The organism is Sphingomonas ginkgonis (assembly GCF_003970925.1).
Taxonomy (GTDB): domain Bacteria; phylum Pseudomonadota; class Alphaproteobacteria; order Sphingomonadales; family Sphingomonadaceae; genus Sphingomicrobium; species Sphingomicrobium ginkgonis.
In genome coordinates this window covers 129671-146117 of the sequence record NZ_RWJF01000001.1, presented here as the reverse complement: position 1 = coordinate 146117, position 16447 = coordinate 129671, and the positions used below count along the sequence as shown (strand labels likewise).

General features: G+C 69.0%; 15 protein-coding genes. 9 read left to right on the top strand and 6 right to left on the bottom strand.

All coding sequences use genetic code 11. From position 1 onward, the window contains the following. Positions 1–9: 9 nt before the first annotated feature. The 3 genes from HMF7854_RS00730 to HMF7854_RS00720 are packed head-to-tail and all read right to left on the bottom strand — an operon-like array spanning position 10 to position 2308. Positions 10–927, bottom strand: a complete 918-nt coding sequence (locus HMF7854_RS00730) for a beta-xylosidase (protein WP_126717362.1) — start codon at positions 925–927, stop codon at positions 10–12. Continuing rightward, entirely contained in the window at positions 924–1712 is a 789-nt protein-coding gene (locus HMF7854_RS00725) for a TIGR04290 family methyltransferase (RefSeq protein WP_126717361.1), read from the bottom strand. Before HMF7854_RS00725 ends, HMF7854_RS00730 begins: the two co-directional genes overlap by 4 nt. Further along, a complete protein-coding gene (locus tag HMF7854_RS00720) occupies positions 1709–2308 on the bottom strand; it encodes a histidine phosphatase family protein (RefSeq protein ID WP_185829104.1) in 600 nt (199 codons plus the stop codon). Before HMF7854_RS00720 ends, HMF7854_RS00725 begins: the two co-directional genes overlap by 4 nt. Positions 2309–2511: 203 nt before the next feature. Between HMF7854_RS00720 and HMF7854_RS00715 the strand changes: the two genes are divergently transcribed. The 8 genes from HMF7854_RS00715 to HMF7854_RS00680 are packed head-to-tail and all read left to right on the top strand — an operon-like array spanning position 2512 to position 11766. Further along, positions 2512–3627: an SDR family NAD(P)-dependent oxidoreductase gene (locus HMF7854_RS00715; RefSeq protein WP_239016777.1), complete on the top strand. Its 1116-nt coding sequence runs from the start codon at positions 2512–2514 to the stop codon at positions 3625–3627. Continuing rightward, entirely contained in the window at positions 3624–4694 is a 1071-nt protein-coding gene (locus HMF7854_RS00710; protein WP_126717358.1) for an SDR family NAD(P)-dependent oxidoreductase, read from the top strand. The genes HMF7854_RS00715 and HMF7854_RS00710 overlap by 4 nt, the downstream gene beginning before the upstream one ends. Further along, a complete protein-coding gene (locus HMF7854_RS00705; protein ID WP_239016776.1) occupies positions 4691–5755 on the top strand; it encodes a glycosyltransferase in 1065 nt (354 codons plus the stop codon). Before HMF7854_RS00710 ends, HMF7854_RS00705 begins: the two co-directional genes overlap by 4 nt. Next, positions 5752–6864 carry a CgeB family protein gene (locus HMF7854_RS00700; protein ID WP_126717356.1) on the top strand — a complete coding sequence of 371 codons (1113 nt, stop codon included), beginning with the start codon at positions 5752–5754 and terminating at the stop codon, positions 6862–6864. Before HMF7854_RS00705 ends, HMF7854_RS00700 begins: the two co-directional genes overlap by 4 nt. Continuing rightward, positions 6861–7955, top strand: a complete 1095-nt coding sequence (locus HMF7854_RS00695) for a CgeB family protein (RefSeq protein WP_126717355.1) — start codon at positions 6861–6863, stop codon at positions 7953–7955. The genes HMF7854_RS00700 and HMF7854_RS00695 overlap by 4 nt, the downstream gene beginning before the upstream one ends. Beyond that, positions 7952–9043: a CgeB family protein gene (locus tag HMF7854_RS00690; protein WP_126717354.1), complete on the top strand. Its 1092-nt coding sequence runs from the start codon at positions 7952–7954 to the stop codon at positions 9041–9043. The genes HMF7854_RS00695 and HMF7854_RS00690 overlap by 4 nt, the downstream gene beginning before the upstream one ends. Positions 9044–9060: 17 nt before the next feature. Continuing rightward, entirely contained in the window at positions 9061–10077 is a 1017-nt protein-coding gene (locus HMF7854_RS00685) for a UDP-glucuronic acid decarboxylase family protein (RefSeq protein WP_126717353.1), read from the top strand. Then, positions 10078–11766 carry a hypothetical protein gene (locus tag HMF7854_RS00680; protein WP_126717352.1) on the top strand — a complete coding sequence of 563 codons (1689 nt, stop codon included), beginning with the start codon at positions 10078–10080 and terminating at the stop codon, positions 11764–11766. Here the strand turns inward: HMF7854_RS00680 and HMF7854_RS00675 are convergent. After that, positions 11719–12711, bottom strand: coding sequence for a Gfo/Idh/MocA family protein (locus HMF7854_RS00675; protein WP_126717351.1), 993 nt, complete (start codon positions 12709–12711; stop codon positions 11719–11721). The genes HMF7854_RS00680 and HMF7854_RS00675 overlap by 48 nt on opposite strands. After that, positions 12708–13682, bottom strand: a complete 975-nt coding sequence (locus HMF7854_RS00670) for an MDR/zinc-dependent alcohol dehydrogenase-like family protein (RefSeq protein WP_126717350.1) — start codon at positions 13680–13682, stop codon at positions 12708–12710. The genes HMF7854_RS00675 and HMF7854_RS00670 overlap by 4 nt, the downstream gene beginning before the upstream one ends. Positions 13683–13798: 116 nt before the next feature. Here HMF7854_RS00670 and argH point away from each other — a divergent pair, with 116 nt between their 5' ends. Beyond that, positions 13799–15169: an argininosuccinate lyase gene (gene argH / locus HMF7854_RS00665; RefSeq protein ID WP_126719979.1), complete on the top strand. Its 1371-nt coding sequence runs from the start codon at positions 13799–13801 to the stop codon at positions 15167–15169. A gap of 44 nt (positions 15170–15213) precedes the next feature. Here the strand turns inward: argH and HMF7854_RS00660 are convergent, their stop codons facing one another. Further along, positions 15214–16443: an argininosuccinate synthase gene (locus tag HMF7854_RS00660; RefSeq protein WP_126717349.1), complete on the bottom strand. Its 1230-nt coding sequence runs from the start codon at positions 16441–16443 to the stop codon at positions 15214–15216. Between the last annotated feature and the right edge of the window lie 4 nt (positions 16444–16447).

The following is a 16447-nucleotide window of genomic DNA, read 5'->3' as shown; positions in this document are numbered from 1 at the left end:
TACTCGTCCTTACTCGGCGGCGATCGCGGCGGACTCCGCCGGCGCATAGCGCTCGATCATCTCGGCGCAGAAATCCGCGAACATCTGCGGGTCCCTCGGCGCGCTGGTGTGGTGCGGCTCGATCCCGAGATGCTCCGGGGTGAAGCAGAAGGTGGCCGTCACCTCGAACGGCTCGAGTGCCTCCATCTGCCGGTCGAACCAGTCGAGCGCGCCGGGGCGGAAACGGTCGGCCCAGCTCAGGCCGGTACGCAGCCGGGTCACGCCCAGCTCCTTGAGCCAGCGCACCGCCTCGTCGAGCCGGTGGTCCTCGAAGTGGAACCACTGCATCAGGCCCAGCTCGGCGGCATGAGGGCGGAATGCCTCGAGCCCGAGCTTCGGCCGCCCCGACTGGTCGAGCAGCCCCATGTGGAAATGGCGGTAGTAGCTCGAGCCTTCCGCCTCCTTGTGGCGGGTAGTCGCCTCCCACTCGCGCGGCAGATCGTAGAGCGAATACCAGAAGATCCTCGGCACCTTGCCGATCAGCAGCTCGGCGGTGCGCTTGACCCCGAACTCCTGCACCTCCTCGGCACCGAACGATCCGACCCCGACCTCGCTGACCCACAGCTCGTGGTTCGGCACGACGGCGCGGATCTCGTCGACCTTGGCCGGCCATTCGTTGATGTTCCACAGGTTCCAGTCAAGCGGAAAGCCGTGCATCGCGATCACGTCGAGATGATCGATCAGCCCATGACCCTGCAGCCGCTGGATGAAGCTCGGATCAATCGGCGAGATGCCGCCGAGCACGCGCTTGACCGCCGGATTGGCGGCATGGATCGCCTCCGCTGCAAGGATGCCCATCTGCGCGAACTTCGACCAGTCGGGGTCGACCTCCGGATCCCAATGCGACTTGTTGTTGGGTTCGTTCCAGATCATCGCGGCTTCGATCAAGCGGCCGGTCCTTTCGCGGGATAGACGGCGCCGCCGTGCGCGACCGAGTGGTCGGCGAGGCGGCAGAAGAAAACGTCCTCGTCGGCTTGGCCGACGGGCTCGAAGCCGGCGGAACGGAGCATCGCACCGTTGCAGGCCATGTTGGGCACCCACCAGTTGGTGGGATCGCGGGCGAGGCGGTGTTCGACGAAGTACATGGCCGGCCAGCCCTCGCCGGTCAGCGCCTCCACTCCCTCGTGGAACTCATAGTCGGGCTCCGGCTGCACGACCTCGCGCGAACCGGCCGTCAGCGACTGATAGAGGAGCATGTCGTCGGCGACATGCTCGCGGATCAGGTCCAGCGCGAGCAGCGGATGGCGCAGGTGATAAAGGACGCCCATGAACACGACGAGATCAAACCGCTCGCTGAGCGCGCCTACGTCCCATACCTCGCCCGGACGGAACTCGACGTCGTCGAAGCCGAGAACGCCGGCGGCGAAGCGGGCCTGCTCGAGATAGCGCGGGTCATGATCGATGCCGAGCACGCGGGCCGCGCCGCGCCGCTTCATCTCGAAGCTGTAGAAGCCCGCGTTGCAGCCGATGTCGAGCACGCTCTTGCCCGTGAGATCGGCCGGCAGCAGCCGCTCGAACCGGCGGAACTTCGAGCGCGGATAGTCGGGCAGGAAATGCTCCGGCGCCGTCTGCACGCCGTCGAGCTCGAGATTGTGGAACCAGGGTCCGAGCTCCTCCACTCGCTTCTTCAGCCCGTCGCGGTCCGCGGCGGGGCTGGCGAGGGTGGCGTTCATGCGGCGGCCCGTTCGTTGATGCTGACGACCCGCTCGCCCCAGTCGCCGACCGCCAGTCGGCTGACCGAGGCGGGGTCGACGTCGAAGTTGAGGATCTTGTCCAGGCTCAGGCCCATCGCTCGGGCCAGCACGCCGCGGATTACGTCGCAGTGGCTGACCATCGCGACTGTCTGCCCCGGGTGGCTCCGCGCGGTGTCGCGAACATGGTCGAGCGCCCGGTCGGCCGCTTCCGCCATCGACTCGCCGCCCGGCGTCCGCGCCGACGCCCGCTCGGCGTTCCAGCGGTCCCAATCGGGCTGTCCATCCAGTTCTTCGTAGCGGCAGCCCGTCCAGGCGCCGAAATCCACCTCGTCGAGGGCGGCGACCGTGTCGAACTCGAGGCCAGCCGCGTCGGCCAGCGCGGCCGCCGTTTCCAGCGCGCGCGCCCGCGGGCTCGCGTGAAGCGCGGCAATCGGCTCGTCCCGGAGCATTGTCGCCATCGCCAAGGCCTGCCCGCGTCCGGTCTCCGTCAGACCCGGCGCCGGACCGCGTCCCGACAGGCGCTCGCCCAGGTCGCCATGCGCGGCGTGACGGATAAGTAGAACGGACGCTGTCAACGGGCTCCCCTTGTTTCGGCCCCTCAACAGCGCTCCACGAAGCTTTGTTCCCTCATGCCGGTAGCAAAAGAAAACGGCTGGCTTGCCCGGCAAGGGTCGCGCCCCCGGGAACAAAGATGAACAAGCTTCATTGGACAGACGAACAATTCATTTCGCGGTCGGATTGTTCCGGTGCCGCGTCGTTCCGGTGGGGAGCAAGGATATTGGGCGAGACGGTTCTGATCACGGGCGGTGCCGGCTTCATCGGCCGATTTGTGACCGAGGAGCTGCTTCGCAGGGGCCACAAGGTCCGGGTTCTCGACAGTCTGATCGAGCAGGTCCACGGCGACACCGAGCGGCCCGCCGCGCTGAACCGCGAGGCCGAGCTGATCCGCGCAGACGTCCGGAACGGCGACGCGGTGACGAAGGCGCTCGACGGCGTCGACAGCGTGATCCATCTCGCCGCCGAAGTCGGGGTCGGCCAGTCGATGTATGCGGTCGAACGTTACACCAGCGTCAACGACGTCGGCACCGCGGTGCTCACCGAAAAGCTGATCGAGCGCCCGGTGCGGCGGATCGTCACCGCCTCCTCCATGAGCATCTACGGGGAGGGGCTGTACCGCGACGTCGACGGCAAGCTGGTCGAGAACGCCATCCGCCAGCCGCGCCGGTCGGAGAGCCAGAGCTGGGAGCCGCTCGACGACCAGGGTCGGCCGCTCAGCCCGGTGCCGACGCCGGAATGGAAGCAGCCGGCGCTCGCCTCGATCTACGCGCTCAACAAGTTCGTGCAGGAGCGAACGACCATGATCATGGCCGAGGCCTACGGCATGGAAGGGGTCTGCCTCCGCCTGTTCAACGTCTACGGCCCCGGGCAGGCGCTATCCAATCCCTATACCGGCGTGCTGGCGATCTTCGCGTCGCGGCTGCTCAACGGGCAGAAGCCGATGGTCTTCGAGGACGGCGAGCAGCGCCGCGACTTCGTCTATGTCGGCGACGTCGCCCGCGCCTTCGCCGACGCGCTGGAGAAGCCCGAGGCGGTCGGCGGCGTGTTCAATATCGGCTCCGGCCACGATCGCTCGGTCACCGAAGTCGCCCGCTCGCTCGGCGCGGCGATGAACCGCAACGACATCGAACCGGAAGTGGTCGGCAAGACCCGGGTGGGCGACATCCGCCACTGCTTCTGCGACGGGAGCCTCGCGGCCGATCGGCTCGGCTTCAGGGCGGAGCGCGACTTCCAGGAAGGGCTCGCCGAGCTGGCCGGCTGGGTCGCCGAGGAGGAGGCGGTCGACAGGGTCGATCAGGCCCGCGCCGAGCTCGAGAAGCGGGGACTGGTGGCGTGAGCCGCCGGCCGATCCTCGTCACCGGCGGGGCAGGCTTCATCGGCTGCAACATCGCCGACCGGCTCGCCGGCGAGGGCCATGACGTGCTGGTCTACGACGCGCTCGCCCGCGCCGGGGTCGAACGCAACCTCGCCTGGCTGACCAGTCGCCATCCCGAGCGGATTAGCAGCGTCGTCGCCGACATCCGCGACGAGGACTCGGTGGTCGCCGCGGCCAAAGAGGCGTCCGCCGTCTTCCACATGGCCGCGCAGGTCGCCGTCACGACTTCGCTGGTCGACCCGCGCGATGATTTCTCGGTCAACATCCTCGGCACGCTCAACCTGCTCGATGCGCTGCGCACCGGCGGCCGGCGCGTGCCGCTGATCTTCGCTTCGACCAACAAGGTCTACGGTGATCTTGCCGATGTCGACCTGAGGCTCGAGGACGAGCGCTACTCCCCGGTCGATCCGGCCGTCCGCGACCATGGCATCGGCGAGACCCGGCCGCTCGACTTCCACACGCCCTATGGCTGCTCCAAGGGCGCCGCCGACCAGTATGTGCTCGACTATGGCCGTAGCTTCGGCCTGCCCACCGCGGTGCTGCGGATGAGCTGCATCTATGGCGAGCGGCAGATGGGAACCGAGGACCAGGGCTGGGTCGCGCACTTCCTCATCAAGGCGCTCGAGGGCGAGACGATCACCCTCTATGGCGACGGCTGCCAGGTCCGCGACATCCTCGACGTGTCGGACGCGGTCGACACCTACATGGCGGTCTGGCGCAACATCGACCGTGTTAGCGGGCGAGCCTTCAACCTCGGCGGCGGCCCGCGCAACGCGGTGTCGCTGCGCGAGCTGATCGGCTTCATCGGCGAGCTGACCGGGCGCGAGGTCGACCTCCGCTTTGACGACTGGCGTGCGGGCGACCAGCGCTACTTCGTCGCCGATGGGCGCGCGGTCCGCCGCGAGCTCGGGCTCAAGGCGCCGGTCGAATGGCGCTCGGGCGTGACCGCGCTGGCCGAGTGGCTGGCGGGGGAACGCGGCCTGTCGCTGGGGGCGCGCGAGCCGATGGCGGCCGGGGCGGCGCATTGAGGCTGATCCTCACCACGGATGCGGTGGGCGGTGTCTGGACCTATACCCGCGATCTCGCCGACGCGCTCGGCGCGGCGGGGGTCGACGTCCTCGTCGCGCTGATGGGTCCGGTGCCGGCCGGGCTCGATCATGCCGCGCTTGCCCTCGTCGATACCGGCCTGCCGCTCGACTGGCTGGCCGCGGACGAAGCTGCGGTGCGCGATGCCGCCGCTGCCCTCGCCCGGCTGGCGCGGGAGCGCGGCGCGGACCTGGTGCAAATCCATTCGCCGGCGCTCGCCTGCGCCGACTTCGCGGTCCCGGTCGTCGCGCTGATCCACAGCTGCGTCGCGAGCTGGTGGGAAGCGGTTAAGGACGGCCCGCTGCCGGTCGACCTTGCCTGGCGCGCGGCGCTGGTCGCCGAGGGACTGCGCCGTTCCATCCTCGCGGTAGCGCCGAGCCACGCCTTCGCCGCCGCGGTCGAGCGCTGCTACGGCGTCCTGCCGCAAGTCGTTCACAACGGCCGCTCGCCGCTGCCGCTGCCGTCCGGGCTTCCTCGCAGCGACACGGTGCTGACCGCCGGGCGGCTCGGCGACGAGGGCAAGAATGTCACGACCCTCGATCGCGCCGCAGCCTTTCTGTCCGTGCCGCTCGAAGCCGCCGGCAGCCTCCGCGAGCCGCATGGCGGCGGGGTGACTCTCGATCATGCCGTGGCGCTTGGCCGGCTGAGCGACGACGCGCTGGCGGCGAAGCTCGCGGCTCGCCCAGTCTTCGCCTCGGCGGCACTTTATGAGCCGTTCGGGCTGGCGGTGCTCGAGGCGGCTCAGGCCGGTTGCGCGCTTCTGCTCGCCGACACCCCGGTTTTCCGCGAACTGTGGGACGGCGCCGCGACCTTCGTGCCGGCTTGTGACGCCGCAGCCTTCGCGGAGGCAGCCGAGCGCCTGCTGCAAGATCCTCAAGAGCGCGACCGGCTGGGCGCAGCGGCCCGCGCCCGCGCGGCGCGCTTCACCCCGCGGGCGACCGCTGCCGCCATGCTCGGTCACTATCGTTCGGTCATCGGCGCCGATGCTCGGGTGGCGGCATGAGGGTCGTCTATTTCACCCATTCGCTGGCGAGCTGCTGGAACCACGGCAACGCCCACTTTCTCCGCGGCGTGCTGCGCGAACTCATCGCCCGCGGGCACGACGTCCGCGCTTACGAGCCGGCCGGGGCGTGGAGCCTGCAGAACCTGCTCGCCGACCATGGGCCGGAGGGACTGCACGCCTACCGCTATGCTTATCCAGAGCTCGAATCGCGCAGCTTCGAGCCCGACGCCGATCTCGCCGCGCTGACCGACGGCGCCGACCTCGTCATCGTCCACGAGTGGAATGACCCGGCACTGGTCGCGGCGATCGGTGAGCAGCGCCGGTGCGGCGCTCCCTTCACCATCCTGTTCCACGACACCCACCACCGGGCGGTCAGCGAAGAGCAGGCAATCCGCGCCTTCGACCTCAGCGGCTACGACGGGGTGCTGGCGTTCGGCGAGACGCTGGCCGCAGTCTATCGGCGCTGGGGCTGGGAAGGTCGGGTGTTCGTCTGGCACGAGGCGGCCGATACGCGGCTGTTCCACCCGCCGGCCGAGCCGGTCGACCGCGACGGACTGGTGTGGATCGGCAACTGGGGCGACGGCGAGCGCTCGGCCGAGCTGGAGGAGTACCTGTTCCGCCCGGCGCAGGAGGCCGGGCTCCCGCTCGACATCTTCGGCGTCCGCTACCCGCCCGAGGCACTGACGACGCTCGAGCGCTACGGCGTGAACTTCCGCGGCTGGCTGCCCAATGCCCGCGCGCCGGAGGTGTTCGCGCATCACCTCGCGACGGTGCACGTTCCGCGCCGCTTCTACACCACGCTGCTGCCAGGCATTCCGACCATCCGCGTGTTCGAGGCCTTGGCCTGCGGCATCCCGCTGGTCTCCGCGCCGTGGGACGATTGCGAGCAGCTGTTCACGCCGGGCGAGGACTATCTGGTCGCGCGCGACGGGGCGGAGATGACGCGTCACCTGCGCGCGCTCGCCGCCGACCCAGACCTGCGCCGGTCGCTCGTCACGCACGGCCTCGCCACCATCCACGCGCGCCACAGCTGCGCGCACCGCGTCGACGAGCTGCTGGCGATCGCCGGGCGACTCGGCGCCCCGATCAAGGAACCCGTCCCCGCATGAACATCGCCTTCTACGGCTCCAGCCTCCTCAGCAGCTACTGGAACGGCGCCGCGACCTATTACCGCGGCGTGCTTGGCGAACTGGCCCGGCGCGGGCACCGGATCACCTTCTTCGAGCCCGACGCCTTCGATCGCCAGCAGCACCGCGACATTGATCCGCCAGAATGGGCGGAGGTGGTCGTGTGGGATGCAACGCCCGAGGCCTGCCGCGCTGTGCTGGCGCGCGCCGGCGAGGCCGATGCCGTCGTCAAGGCGAGCGGGGTCGGGGTGTTCGACGACGAACTCCTGGAGGGCGTGCTCGACCAAGCGGCGCCGGGCGCGCTCCGCATCTACTGGGACGTCGATGCCGCGGCGACGCTCGAGGAGATCGCCGGCCAGTCCGACCATCCGCTGCGCCGTCGCCTGCCGGAGTTCGACCTGGTGCTGACCTACGGCGGCGGTCCGCCGGTCGTCGAGCGTTACACCGGCTTCGGTGCGCGCCAGTGCATTCCCGTGTACAACGCGCTCGACCCGGCGACCCATCACCCGGTCCCGCCCAACGCGCGCTTCCAGGCCGATCTCAACTTCCTTGCCAACCGCCTTCCCGACCGCGAGGTCCGCGTCGAGGAGTTCTTCCTTCGCGCCGCCGCGCTGCTGTCCGACCGCCCCTTCCTGATCGGCGGCAACGGGTGGGAGACCAAGGCGATGCCGGCGAACGTTCGCGGGATCGGCCATGTCGGGACCGCCGACCACAATGCCTTCAACTGCACGCCGTTGGCCGTGCTCAACGTTGCCCGCGACAGCATGGCGAACATCGGCTTCTCGCCCGCCACTCGGGTGTTCGAGGCGGCCGGTGCGGCGGCCTGCCTGATCACCGACGCCTGGGAGGGGATCGAGCAGTTCCTCGCCCCTGACAAGGAAGTGCTGGTCGCTCGCGACGGTCAGGACGTCGCCCAACACCTCCAGGCGCTCACCCCCGAGCGTGCGCGGGCCATCGGCGACGCCGCGTTGCGCCGCGTGTCGCGTGACCATACCTATGCGCTCAGGGGCGAGCAGGTCGACGCGATCCTGCGCCGCGAGCTTGCCGCCAAGCGCGAGATGGTGGCGGCATGAAGCTCGTCGTTCTCGGCCTCTCGCTGTCCTCCAGCTGGGGCAACGGCCACGCCACCACCTTCCGGGCGCTGCTCCGCGCCTTCGCCGAGCGGGGCCACGATATCCTGTTCCTTGAGCGGGACGTGCCCTGGTACCGCAACCAGCGCGACCTGCCCGATCCCGATTTCTGCACCCTGCGCTTCTACTCGGACCTCGAGGAGCTGAAGCGCTGGACCGCGGAAATCCGCGATGCCGATGCGGTCATGGTCGGCTCCTACGTCCCTGACGGCGTCGCGGTCGGGCGGTTCGTGCAGGAGACCGCAGAAGGCGTCCGCTGCTTCTACGACATCGACACGCCGGTCACCCTCGCCAAGCTAGCGCGCGGCGACTTCGAATATCTCGCGCCCGAGCTGATCCCCAACTACGACGTCTATTTCAGCTTTACCGGTGGTCCGACCCTGCGCTTCCTCGAGGAGCAGTACCGCTCCCCGGCCGCGCGTGCGCTCTATTGCTCGGTCGACGAGCAGGTTTATCGCCCCCTTCCTGCGGAACCCCGCTGGGATCTTTCCTATCTCGGCACCTACAGCGACGATCGCCAGCCGACCCTCGACGCGCTGCTGGTCGAAGCCGCCCGGCTGGCCCCGGAGCGCCGCTTCTGCGTCGCCGGTCCGCAGTATCCGGCGACGATCGACTGGCCGGCCAATGTCGAGCGGATCGAGCATGTGCCGCCTGCCGAACACCCCGCCTTCTACGCCGCCTCTCGCCTCACCCTCAACGTGACCCGGGCCGACATGATCGCCGCTGGCTGGTCGCCCTCGGTCCGACTGTTCGAAGCCGCCGCCTGCGCGACGCCGGTCATCTCCGACATCTGGCCAGGGCTCGACCAGCTGTTCCGGCCAGGCGAGCAGATCATCCTTGCCAGGCGGACCAACGATGTACTGGCAGCGCTGGCGCTCGATGACGCCGCTCGCCGGAACATGGGTGTTGCCGCGCGGCACGTCATCCTGGAATCGCACACCGCTGGACATCGGGCCGCGGAACTGGAACGTGATCTCTTGGTATCCTCGGAGCAGGTGCGGTCGACGCGTCCCGCCCTCGCCCTTTCATGAACATGGAGAGTAACCGCATGACGAGCGACAAGACCGCGTTGGTCGCCGGGGGAGCGGGGTTCATCGGCTCCCACCTGGTCGAGCGGCTGCTCGGCGAGGGTGCGAAGGTCGTGGTGCTCGACAATCTCCAGACCGGGCGCCTCGTCAACCTGGCGCATCTTAGGACGAAGGCCGGTCTGAAGATCGTTACCGCGGACGTGATCGACGATCTTCCGCCGGAAGTGTCGAACACTCGCTTCACCCACATCTACAATCTCGCCTGCGCGGCCTCGCCGCCGCACTATCAGGTCGATCCCGAGCACACGATGCTGACCAATGTGGTCGGCACCCGCAACCTGCTGCGGCTGGCCGAGCGCACCGGCGCCCGCTTCCTCCAGACCTCCACGAGCGAGGTCTACGGCGATCCGGAGGTGCATCCGCAGCGCGAGGAATATCGCGGCTGGGTCAGCTGCACCGGTCCGCGGGCCTGCTACGACGAAGGGAAGCGGGCGGCCGAGGCGCTGATCTTCGACTTCGACCGGCTGGGCCGTGCCGACGTTCGGGTGGTGCGCATCTTCAACACCTACGGCCCGCGCATGGACCCGTGCGACGGCCGGGTGGTCTCCAACGTGATCTGCCAGGCGATCTCGGGCAATCCGCTCACCATCTACGGCGATGGAAGCCAGACCCGCAGCTTCTGCTACGTCGACGACCTCGTCGACGGCATCGAGCGGCTGATGGCCTTCGAGGGCCCGCAGCCCGGCCCGGTCAACCTCGGCAACCCGAACGAGCTTACCGTCAGCGATCTGGTCGAACGGGTGCTGGCGCTCGCGGGCAGCGGCAACGAAGTGGCCTATCTCCCGCTTCCGACCGACGACCCGCGCCGCCGCAAGCCCGACATCTCGCTGGCCGCAAGCCTGCTCGGCTGGGAACCGCGCGTCGACCTTCAGGCCGGGCTGGAGGCGACCATGTCCTACTTCCAGCAGGAACTCAGCGACGAGGCGACCCGCGCCGCGCACCAGCAGCAGCAGCCGACGCTCGCCGCCGCCGAGTGAATGCTCGTCTACGGAGACCATGAAGAGACGGTCTCCGCCGACGCGCGCCTCGACGAGCTTCGCGACCGGCGCGAGCGGGCCAATTGCCTAAGCCCGGGCCTTGAGCGCCATGCAGCCTTAGCAGGACTGTTCATCGGCCTCGCCGGTCTCGCGCAGGGTGTCGCCGACCGCGACTTCGCAGCAGCTGGCGAGGACCGGGCGCGGCCGACGGAGGCGGCGCTTCTCGACGGGCTGGTCTCGCTCGGCCATGCGCTGGTCCGCAGCTGGCAATCGGACTTTGCCGACGCGGTGCCGATACCCTCGCTGCCAAAGGTGCTTTTCCCGGGTGACGAGGTTCGGATCCGGCTGGCCGAGGGGCATGCCTTCTATGTCCTCTACCCGGAGGCCTATGCGCTCGCCGCCGAACAGCTCCAACTGCTCGCTCCGCCGCGGATCATCGGCCTGCGCAGCATCGGCTCCGGGCTTGCCTGCATGGCCGCTGCGGTGCTGGATGCCGACCGACCGACCACGCTGCGACCGAGCGGCGATCCCTTCGCCCGCGAACTGAGGATCGACGCCGAACTGTCGGCCAAGCTGCTCGACGGCGTGGCGCACTATGTCGTGGTCGACGAGGGGCCCGGCCTCTCCGGCAGCAGCTTTGGCGCGGTGGCGGACTGGCTGGCGTCGCACGGCGTTCCCGAGGAGCGGATTGCCTTCCTTCCCGGTCACGCCGGTCCGCTTGGCGCACAGGCGAGCGAGCGTCATCGTCAGCGCTGGGCGCGGGCGCAGCGGCCGATAATCGAACCGAATGCGCTGCTCGGCCCACGGCTGCCCACTTGGGTCACCTCCCAAGTCGGCGAACTCCGCGAGCCGCTCGTCAACCTGTCGGGAGGCGCCTGGCGGGCGGAGGGCGGCCTGGCCGAGTTCGGCTGGCCGGCGATCAACCCGATGTGGGAAGCCACCAAGTACCGGGTCAGGACCGCCGATGGCGCATGGCAGGTGCGGTTCGCCGGGATCGGCAAACTCGGCGAGCAGCGCCTCGCGCTCGCCCGCCGGCTCCACCATGCCGGCTTTGGCGCAGAGACAGCCGGGCTAGCCTATGGCTGGCTGGTGCAGCGTTGGCACGAGGACGCCGTCGCGTCGGCCCCGACGATCGACGAGCTCGCCGCCTATCTGCAGGTTCGAGCCGCGCTGCCGGCGACGAGCGGAGCCACGCTCGATGAGCTCGTCGTCATGGCCCGCCACAACGCGCCGCGCCAGCTCGGCAAGTGGCAGCCGGACACCAAGCGACTGACCAGTCTCGTCAGTCCGGTCGCGATCGACGGGCGGATGCAGCGGCACGAGTGGCTTCGGGTCCCGTCCGGCCAACTGCTCAAGACCGATGCCACCGACCACCACTGCGCGCACGATCTCGTCGGGCCGCAGGACATCGCCTGGGACGTGGCGGGGGCGATCCTCGAGCTGGATCTCGCAAGCGACGACGCGACCCGGCTGGCGCGGTCGTTGAACAGCGATCCGGCGCTGCTCGACTTCATGCTCCGCGCCTATGCCGCCTTCCGCATCGGCGCGCATCGGCTATCGGCGGACATGCTCGGCCACTGGCCGGCCGAAGCCGACCGCAATCGCGCCGCTGCCGACGAGATGGAAGCGAAGCTGGACGCGCTAGTCGCGGCGGTAGATGCGGTCGAGCACGCCGGACACGTCGACTAGTCGCTCCACCTCAGCCGCAAAGCCTTCTCCGGCCGCAAGGCGCCGGGCCCAGTCCGTCGCCGCCCGGCCGCCCCAGTCGCTCTCCAGCCCGGCAAGCGGGCTGGACTGGGTGCCGGCGAGACGGTGGGCGGTGAAGTCGTAAAAGCTCCCCGCCTCGTTGCGAAGCGACGCGCCGCCCTGCGTTCCGTAGAAGTCCGCGCCGATTACCGCCTCGACCCCCGCCTGCAGCCGCCACGAGCAGCCCAGCCGGATGACCGCGCCCCCGGCCAGCGTGATGGTCGCGACCGCATAATCCTCGCAGCGTGCGGCCGGGTCGCGCAGAGGCTCGCCGTCGGCAAACAGGTGCGATTGGACGTCGATGACCTCGGGCCAGTCCAACGCCCACAGCGCGAGGTCAACCAGGTGGACACCGAGATCCATCACGCAGCCGCCGCCCGACTGGGCGGGGTCGTAGAACCACGGCTTGTCCGGCCCATAGGCATTGTGGAAGACGAGGTCGGCGGCGAAGATCCGCCCCAGCTCGCCGCCCTGCAGCAGCGGATGGATCGCCTGCATGCCGGCCGTGTGGCGATAGCTGAGGTCGACCCCGAGCAGCTTGTCCGCCGTCCTAGCCGCCTCGACCACGCCACGCACCTCGTCCGCGCTGCGGCCGAGCGGCTTCTGGCAGAACACCGCGAACCCTTTCTCGAGCGCACGGATCGACTGCTCGGCGTGAAGCGCGCTGGGGCTGGCGATGACGATCCCGTCGAGATCCTGCGCGAGCAGCTCGTCGATGGTCTCGAGCGGCATGGCGGCCGGCGCCAGTCCGATCGCCGCGGCGCGGCTCTCGTCGTCGGGCTCGGCGACTGCGACCGCCTCGATCGCGCCGGTCGCGAGCATCGCCTCCATCCGGTGGCGGCCGATCCAGCCGGTGCCGAGAAAGCCGAGCTGCGGCTTGGCCGTCATGGGCGAACGATCGCCTTGAGGAAGCCGTCGGGGCGGTCGCGGGTGTCGTTGAGCGCCTGCCCCAATTCCTCCAGCCGGTAGCTGTGGGTGTAGAGCGGGGAGGGGTCGAGCCGACCGCTTGCGACGGCGTCGACCGCCTCGCGGATGCCCTCGACATAGGCCTGAGGATCACGTTCGTGGGCGTTGATCACGTCGATGCCGCGCCAATTCCACAGCCACATGTTGACCTGGCGCGGCCCGTCCTGGTGGTAGCCGGCGACGATCAGCTTGCCGCGCTCGGCGGTGATCTCGGCGGCGAGATCGAGCGGCCACTGCTTGCCGACCGCCTCGATGACGCGCGCGCAAAACTTGCCGGCGGTCAATTGTTTCACCCGTTCGATGATCCCGTGATGGTCCTCCATCGGGATCGTCTCGGCCGCGCCGAACTGCCGCGCGACGTCGAGCGAGAAGGGGCGCCGCGAGATGGCGATCACCCGTGCGCCGGCGTCGGTCGCCAGCCGGGTCAGGATCGCGCCGAGAAAGCCGATGCCGACGATGGCGACGGTCTGCCCGGCGTGGATGTCGGCGCGGCGAAAGATGTTGAAGGCGCAGCCCAGCGGCTCGCCGGGGAAGGGCTGGCCGGCGAGCTCGGGCGGAAGTTTCACGATCTTGTCGGCGTCGGCCAGGTCGTGGCTGGCATAGCTGTGGTAGGAGAGGGCGGCCACGCGGTCGCCGACGGCGAACCCGTCGACACCCTCGCCGACGGCCTCGATCGTGCCCCAGCCCTCGTGGCCGAGCCCTCCGGGCTCGCCGGGAAAGCTCATCCACTCCGGCCCGCTCCACGGCGTGAGGTTGGAGGCGCAAACGCCGCAGCCTTCGATCTTCACGCGCACCTGGCCGGCGCCTGGCTCCGGCAATTCGAGTTCGCGAGTGTCCATCCGCCCCGGTCCGGTCTGGACCGCAGCCTTCAGCGTGCCGCGTTCGGCGTTCATTCCTGTTCCTTGCAACAATCCCATCCGCACGCGCTCAACCGGCAGCACGGAGGAAGGTTGCGGGGGCGTTCCGTGCATGACAAAGCCCGCCCATGACCCAGGACCAGTCGAACAAGATGTGGGGTGGCCGCTTCGCCGCCGAGCCGGCGCGGATCATGCAGCGGATCAACGCCTCGCTCCCGTTCGACAAGGCGCTGTGGCGCGAGGACATCGCGGGGTCGAAGGCCCATGCGCGGATGCTCGGCGACCAAGGCATCCTCTCCGCCGACGACACCCGGGAGATCATCGACGGGCTCAACCGGATCGAGCGCGACTATGCCGCCGGCAACCTGCCCGACGACCTCGCGCTCGAGGACATCCACATGGCGACCGAGAGCAGGCTCGCCGAGCTGATCGGGCCCGCGGCGGGGCGGCTTCATACCGCCCGCTCGCGCAACGACCAGGTGGCGACCGACTTCAAGCTGTGGGTGCGCGGCGCGCTGGAAGCGGCGGGCGAGACGATCCGCGACCTCCAGATGGTGCTGGTCGAGGTCGCCGAGCAGCACGCCGACACGGTGATGCCTGGCTTCACCCACCTGCAGGTCGCGCAACCCGTGACGCTCGGCCACCACATGCTCGCCTATTTCGAGATGCTCCGGCGCGACCGCTCGCGCTTCGCCGATGCGCTGGCGCGGGCCGGGGAGTGCCCGCTGGGCAGCGCGGCGCTGGCCGGCACCGGCTTCCCCCTCGACCGCGACAAGACGACGGCGGCGCTCGGGTTCGACCGGCCGACGGCCAACAGCCTCGACAGCGTTTCGGACCGCGACTTCGCGCTCGATTACCTGACCGCCGCGGTCCAGTGCAGCCTGCACTTATCGCGACTGGCGGAAGAGCTGATCATCTGGGCCTCGGCGCCGTTCGGCTTCGTCCGCCTGCCCGACAGCTACTCGACCGGCAGCTCGATCATGCCGCAGAAGCGTAACCCCGACGCGGCCGAGCTGGTGCGCGGGCATACCGGGCGGATCATGGGCTGCATGACCAGCCTGATGGTCACGATGAAGGGGCTTCCGCTCGCCTATTCCAAGGACATGCAGGACGACAAGGAGCCGGTGTTTGAGGCGCACGATCTCTTGATGCTGTGCCTGCAGGCGCTGACCGGGATGGTCGCCGAGTGCGCCTTCGTGCCAGAGCGGATGCGCGCCGCAGCGGCGACCGGCTTCTCCACCGCCACCGACCTTGCCGACTGGCTGGTGCGGGAGGCGAACGTGCCGTTCCGTGAGGCCCACCATATTACCGGCCGAGCGGTGAAGGCGGCCGAGGAGCGCGGCTGCGACCTGCCGGAACTGCCACTGGCCACACTGCGCGAGATCGACGACCGCATCGACCAGCGGGTGTTCGGCGTGCTGACGGTCGAGGCGAGCGTCGCCAGCCGGACGAGCTATGGCGGGACCGCTCCCGTCCGGGTGCGCGAGCAGGTCGCACGAGCGAGGGCGGAACTGGGAATTTAGCTACCCTCATACCTCCCCATTGCTTCGCAACGGAGAGGTATCAATTATCTCGCCAGCTTCTTCTCCCGCTGCGCCGCGATCCGCAGCCGCAGCGCGTTGAGCTTGATGAACCCGGCGGCGTCGCGCTGGTCGTAGCTGCCGCTGCCTTCCTCGAAGGTGACGAGGTCCTCGTCGTAGAGCGAGTGGGCGCTTTCCCGCCCGATCACCGTCGCATTGCCCTTGTAGAGCTTCATCGTGACCGTGCCGGTGACATGCTCCTGGCTCTTGTCGATCAGCGCCTGCAGCATCTCGCGCTCGGGCGAGAACCAGAACCCGTTGTAGATGAGCTTGGCGTAGCGCGGCATCAGCTCGTCCTTGAGGTGCATCGCCCCGCCATCGAGCGTGATGCTCTCGATCCCGCGATGGGCCGGAAGAAGGATCGACCCACCCGGGGTTTCATAGACGCCGCGCGACTTCATGCCGACGAAGCGGTTCTCGACGAGGTCGAGGCGGCCGATCCCATTGTCGTGGCCGAGCTGGTTGAGCTTCGTCAGCAGCGCGGCAGGGGACAGCGCCTCGCCGTCGATCGAAACGGGGTCGCCCTTCTCGAAACCGATGGTGACGATGGTCGGCTGGTCCGGCGCTTCTTCGGGCGAGATGGTGCGCTGGTGGACATATTCCGGCGCTTCCTGCGCCGGATCCTCCAGCACCTTTCCCTCGCTCGACGAATGAAGCAGGTTGGCGTCGATCGAAAAGGGACTTTCGCCGCGCTTGTCCTTGCTGATCGGGATCTGGTTCTTCTCGGCGAAGTCGATCAGCTGCTCGCGGCTGGCGAACTGCCATTCGCGCCACGGGGCGATCACGCGGATGTCGGGTTCCAGCGCGTAATAGCCGAGCTCGAAGCGGACCTGGTCGTTCCCCTTGCCGGTCGCGCCGTGACACACCGCGTCGGCGCCGACCTGGCGCGCGATCTCGATCTGGCGCTTGGCGATCAGCGGCCGGGCGATCGAGGTGCCGAGCAGATACTGACCCTCATAGACGGTGTTGGCGCGGAACATCGGGAAGACGAAGTCGCGGACGAACTCCTCCCGCAGGTCGTCGATGAAGATGTTCTCCGGCTTGACCCCCAGCAGCTCGGCCTTGCGCCGCGCCGGCTCGACCTCCTCGCCCTGGCCGAGGTCGGCGGTGAAGGTCACCACCTCCGCGTCATATTCAGTCTGCAGCCACTTGAGGATGATCGAGGTGTCGAGCCCGCCCGAATAGGCCAGCACTACCTTCAGCTTCTTGTCCGCCATCGTT

Coding starts and splice junctions, on each gene's coding strand:
- HMF7854_RS00725 (WP_126717361.1), bottom strand. CDS start 1,712: ATGAACGCCACCCTCGCCAGCCCCGCCGCGGACCGCGACGGGCTGAAG.
- HMF7854_RS00700 (WP_126717356.1), top strand. CDS start 5,752: ATGAGGGTCGTCTATTTCACCCATTCGCTGGCGAGCTGCTGGAACCAC.
- HMF7854_RS00695 (WP_126717355.1), top strand. CDS start 6,861: ATGAACATCGCCTTCTACGGCTCCAGCCTCCTCAGCAGCTACTGGAAC.
- HMF7854_RS00690 (WP_126717354.1), top strand. CDS start 7,952: ATGAAGCTCGTCGTTCTCGGCCTCTCGCTGTCCTCCAGCTGGGGCAAC.
- HMF7854_RS00685 (WP_126717353.1), top strand. CDS start 9,061: ATGACGAGCGACAAGACCGCGTTGGTCGCCGGGGGAGCGGGGTTCATC.
- HMF7854_RS00680 (WP_126717352.1), top strand. CDS start 10,078: ATGCTCGTCTACGGAGACCATGAAGAGACGGTCTCCGCCGACGCGCGC.
- HMF7854_RS00675 (WP_126717351.1), bottom strand. CDS start 12,711: ATGACGGCCAAGCCGCAGCTCGGCTTTCTCGGCACCGGCTGGATCGGC.
- HMF7854_RS00670 (WP_126717350.1), bottom strand. CDS start 13,682: ATGAACGCCGAACGCGGCACGCTGAAGGCTGCGGTCCAGACCGGACCG.
- argH (WP_126719979.1), top strand. CDS start 13,799: ATGTGGGGTGGCCGCTTCGCCGCCGAGCCGGCGCGGATCATGCAGCGG.
- HMF7854_RS00660 (WP_126717349.1), bottom strand. CDS start 16,443: ATGGCGGACAAGAAGCTGAAGGTAGTGCTGGCCTATTCGGGCGGGCTC.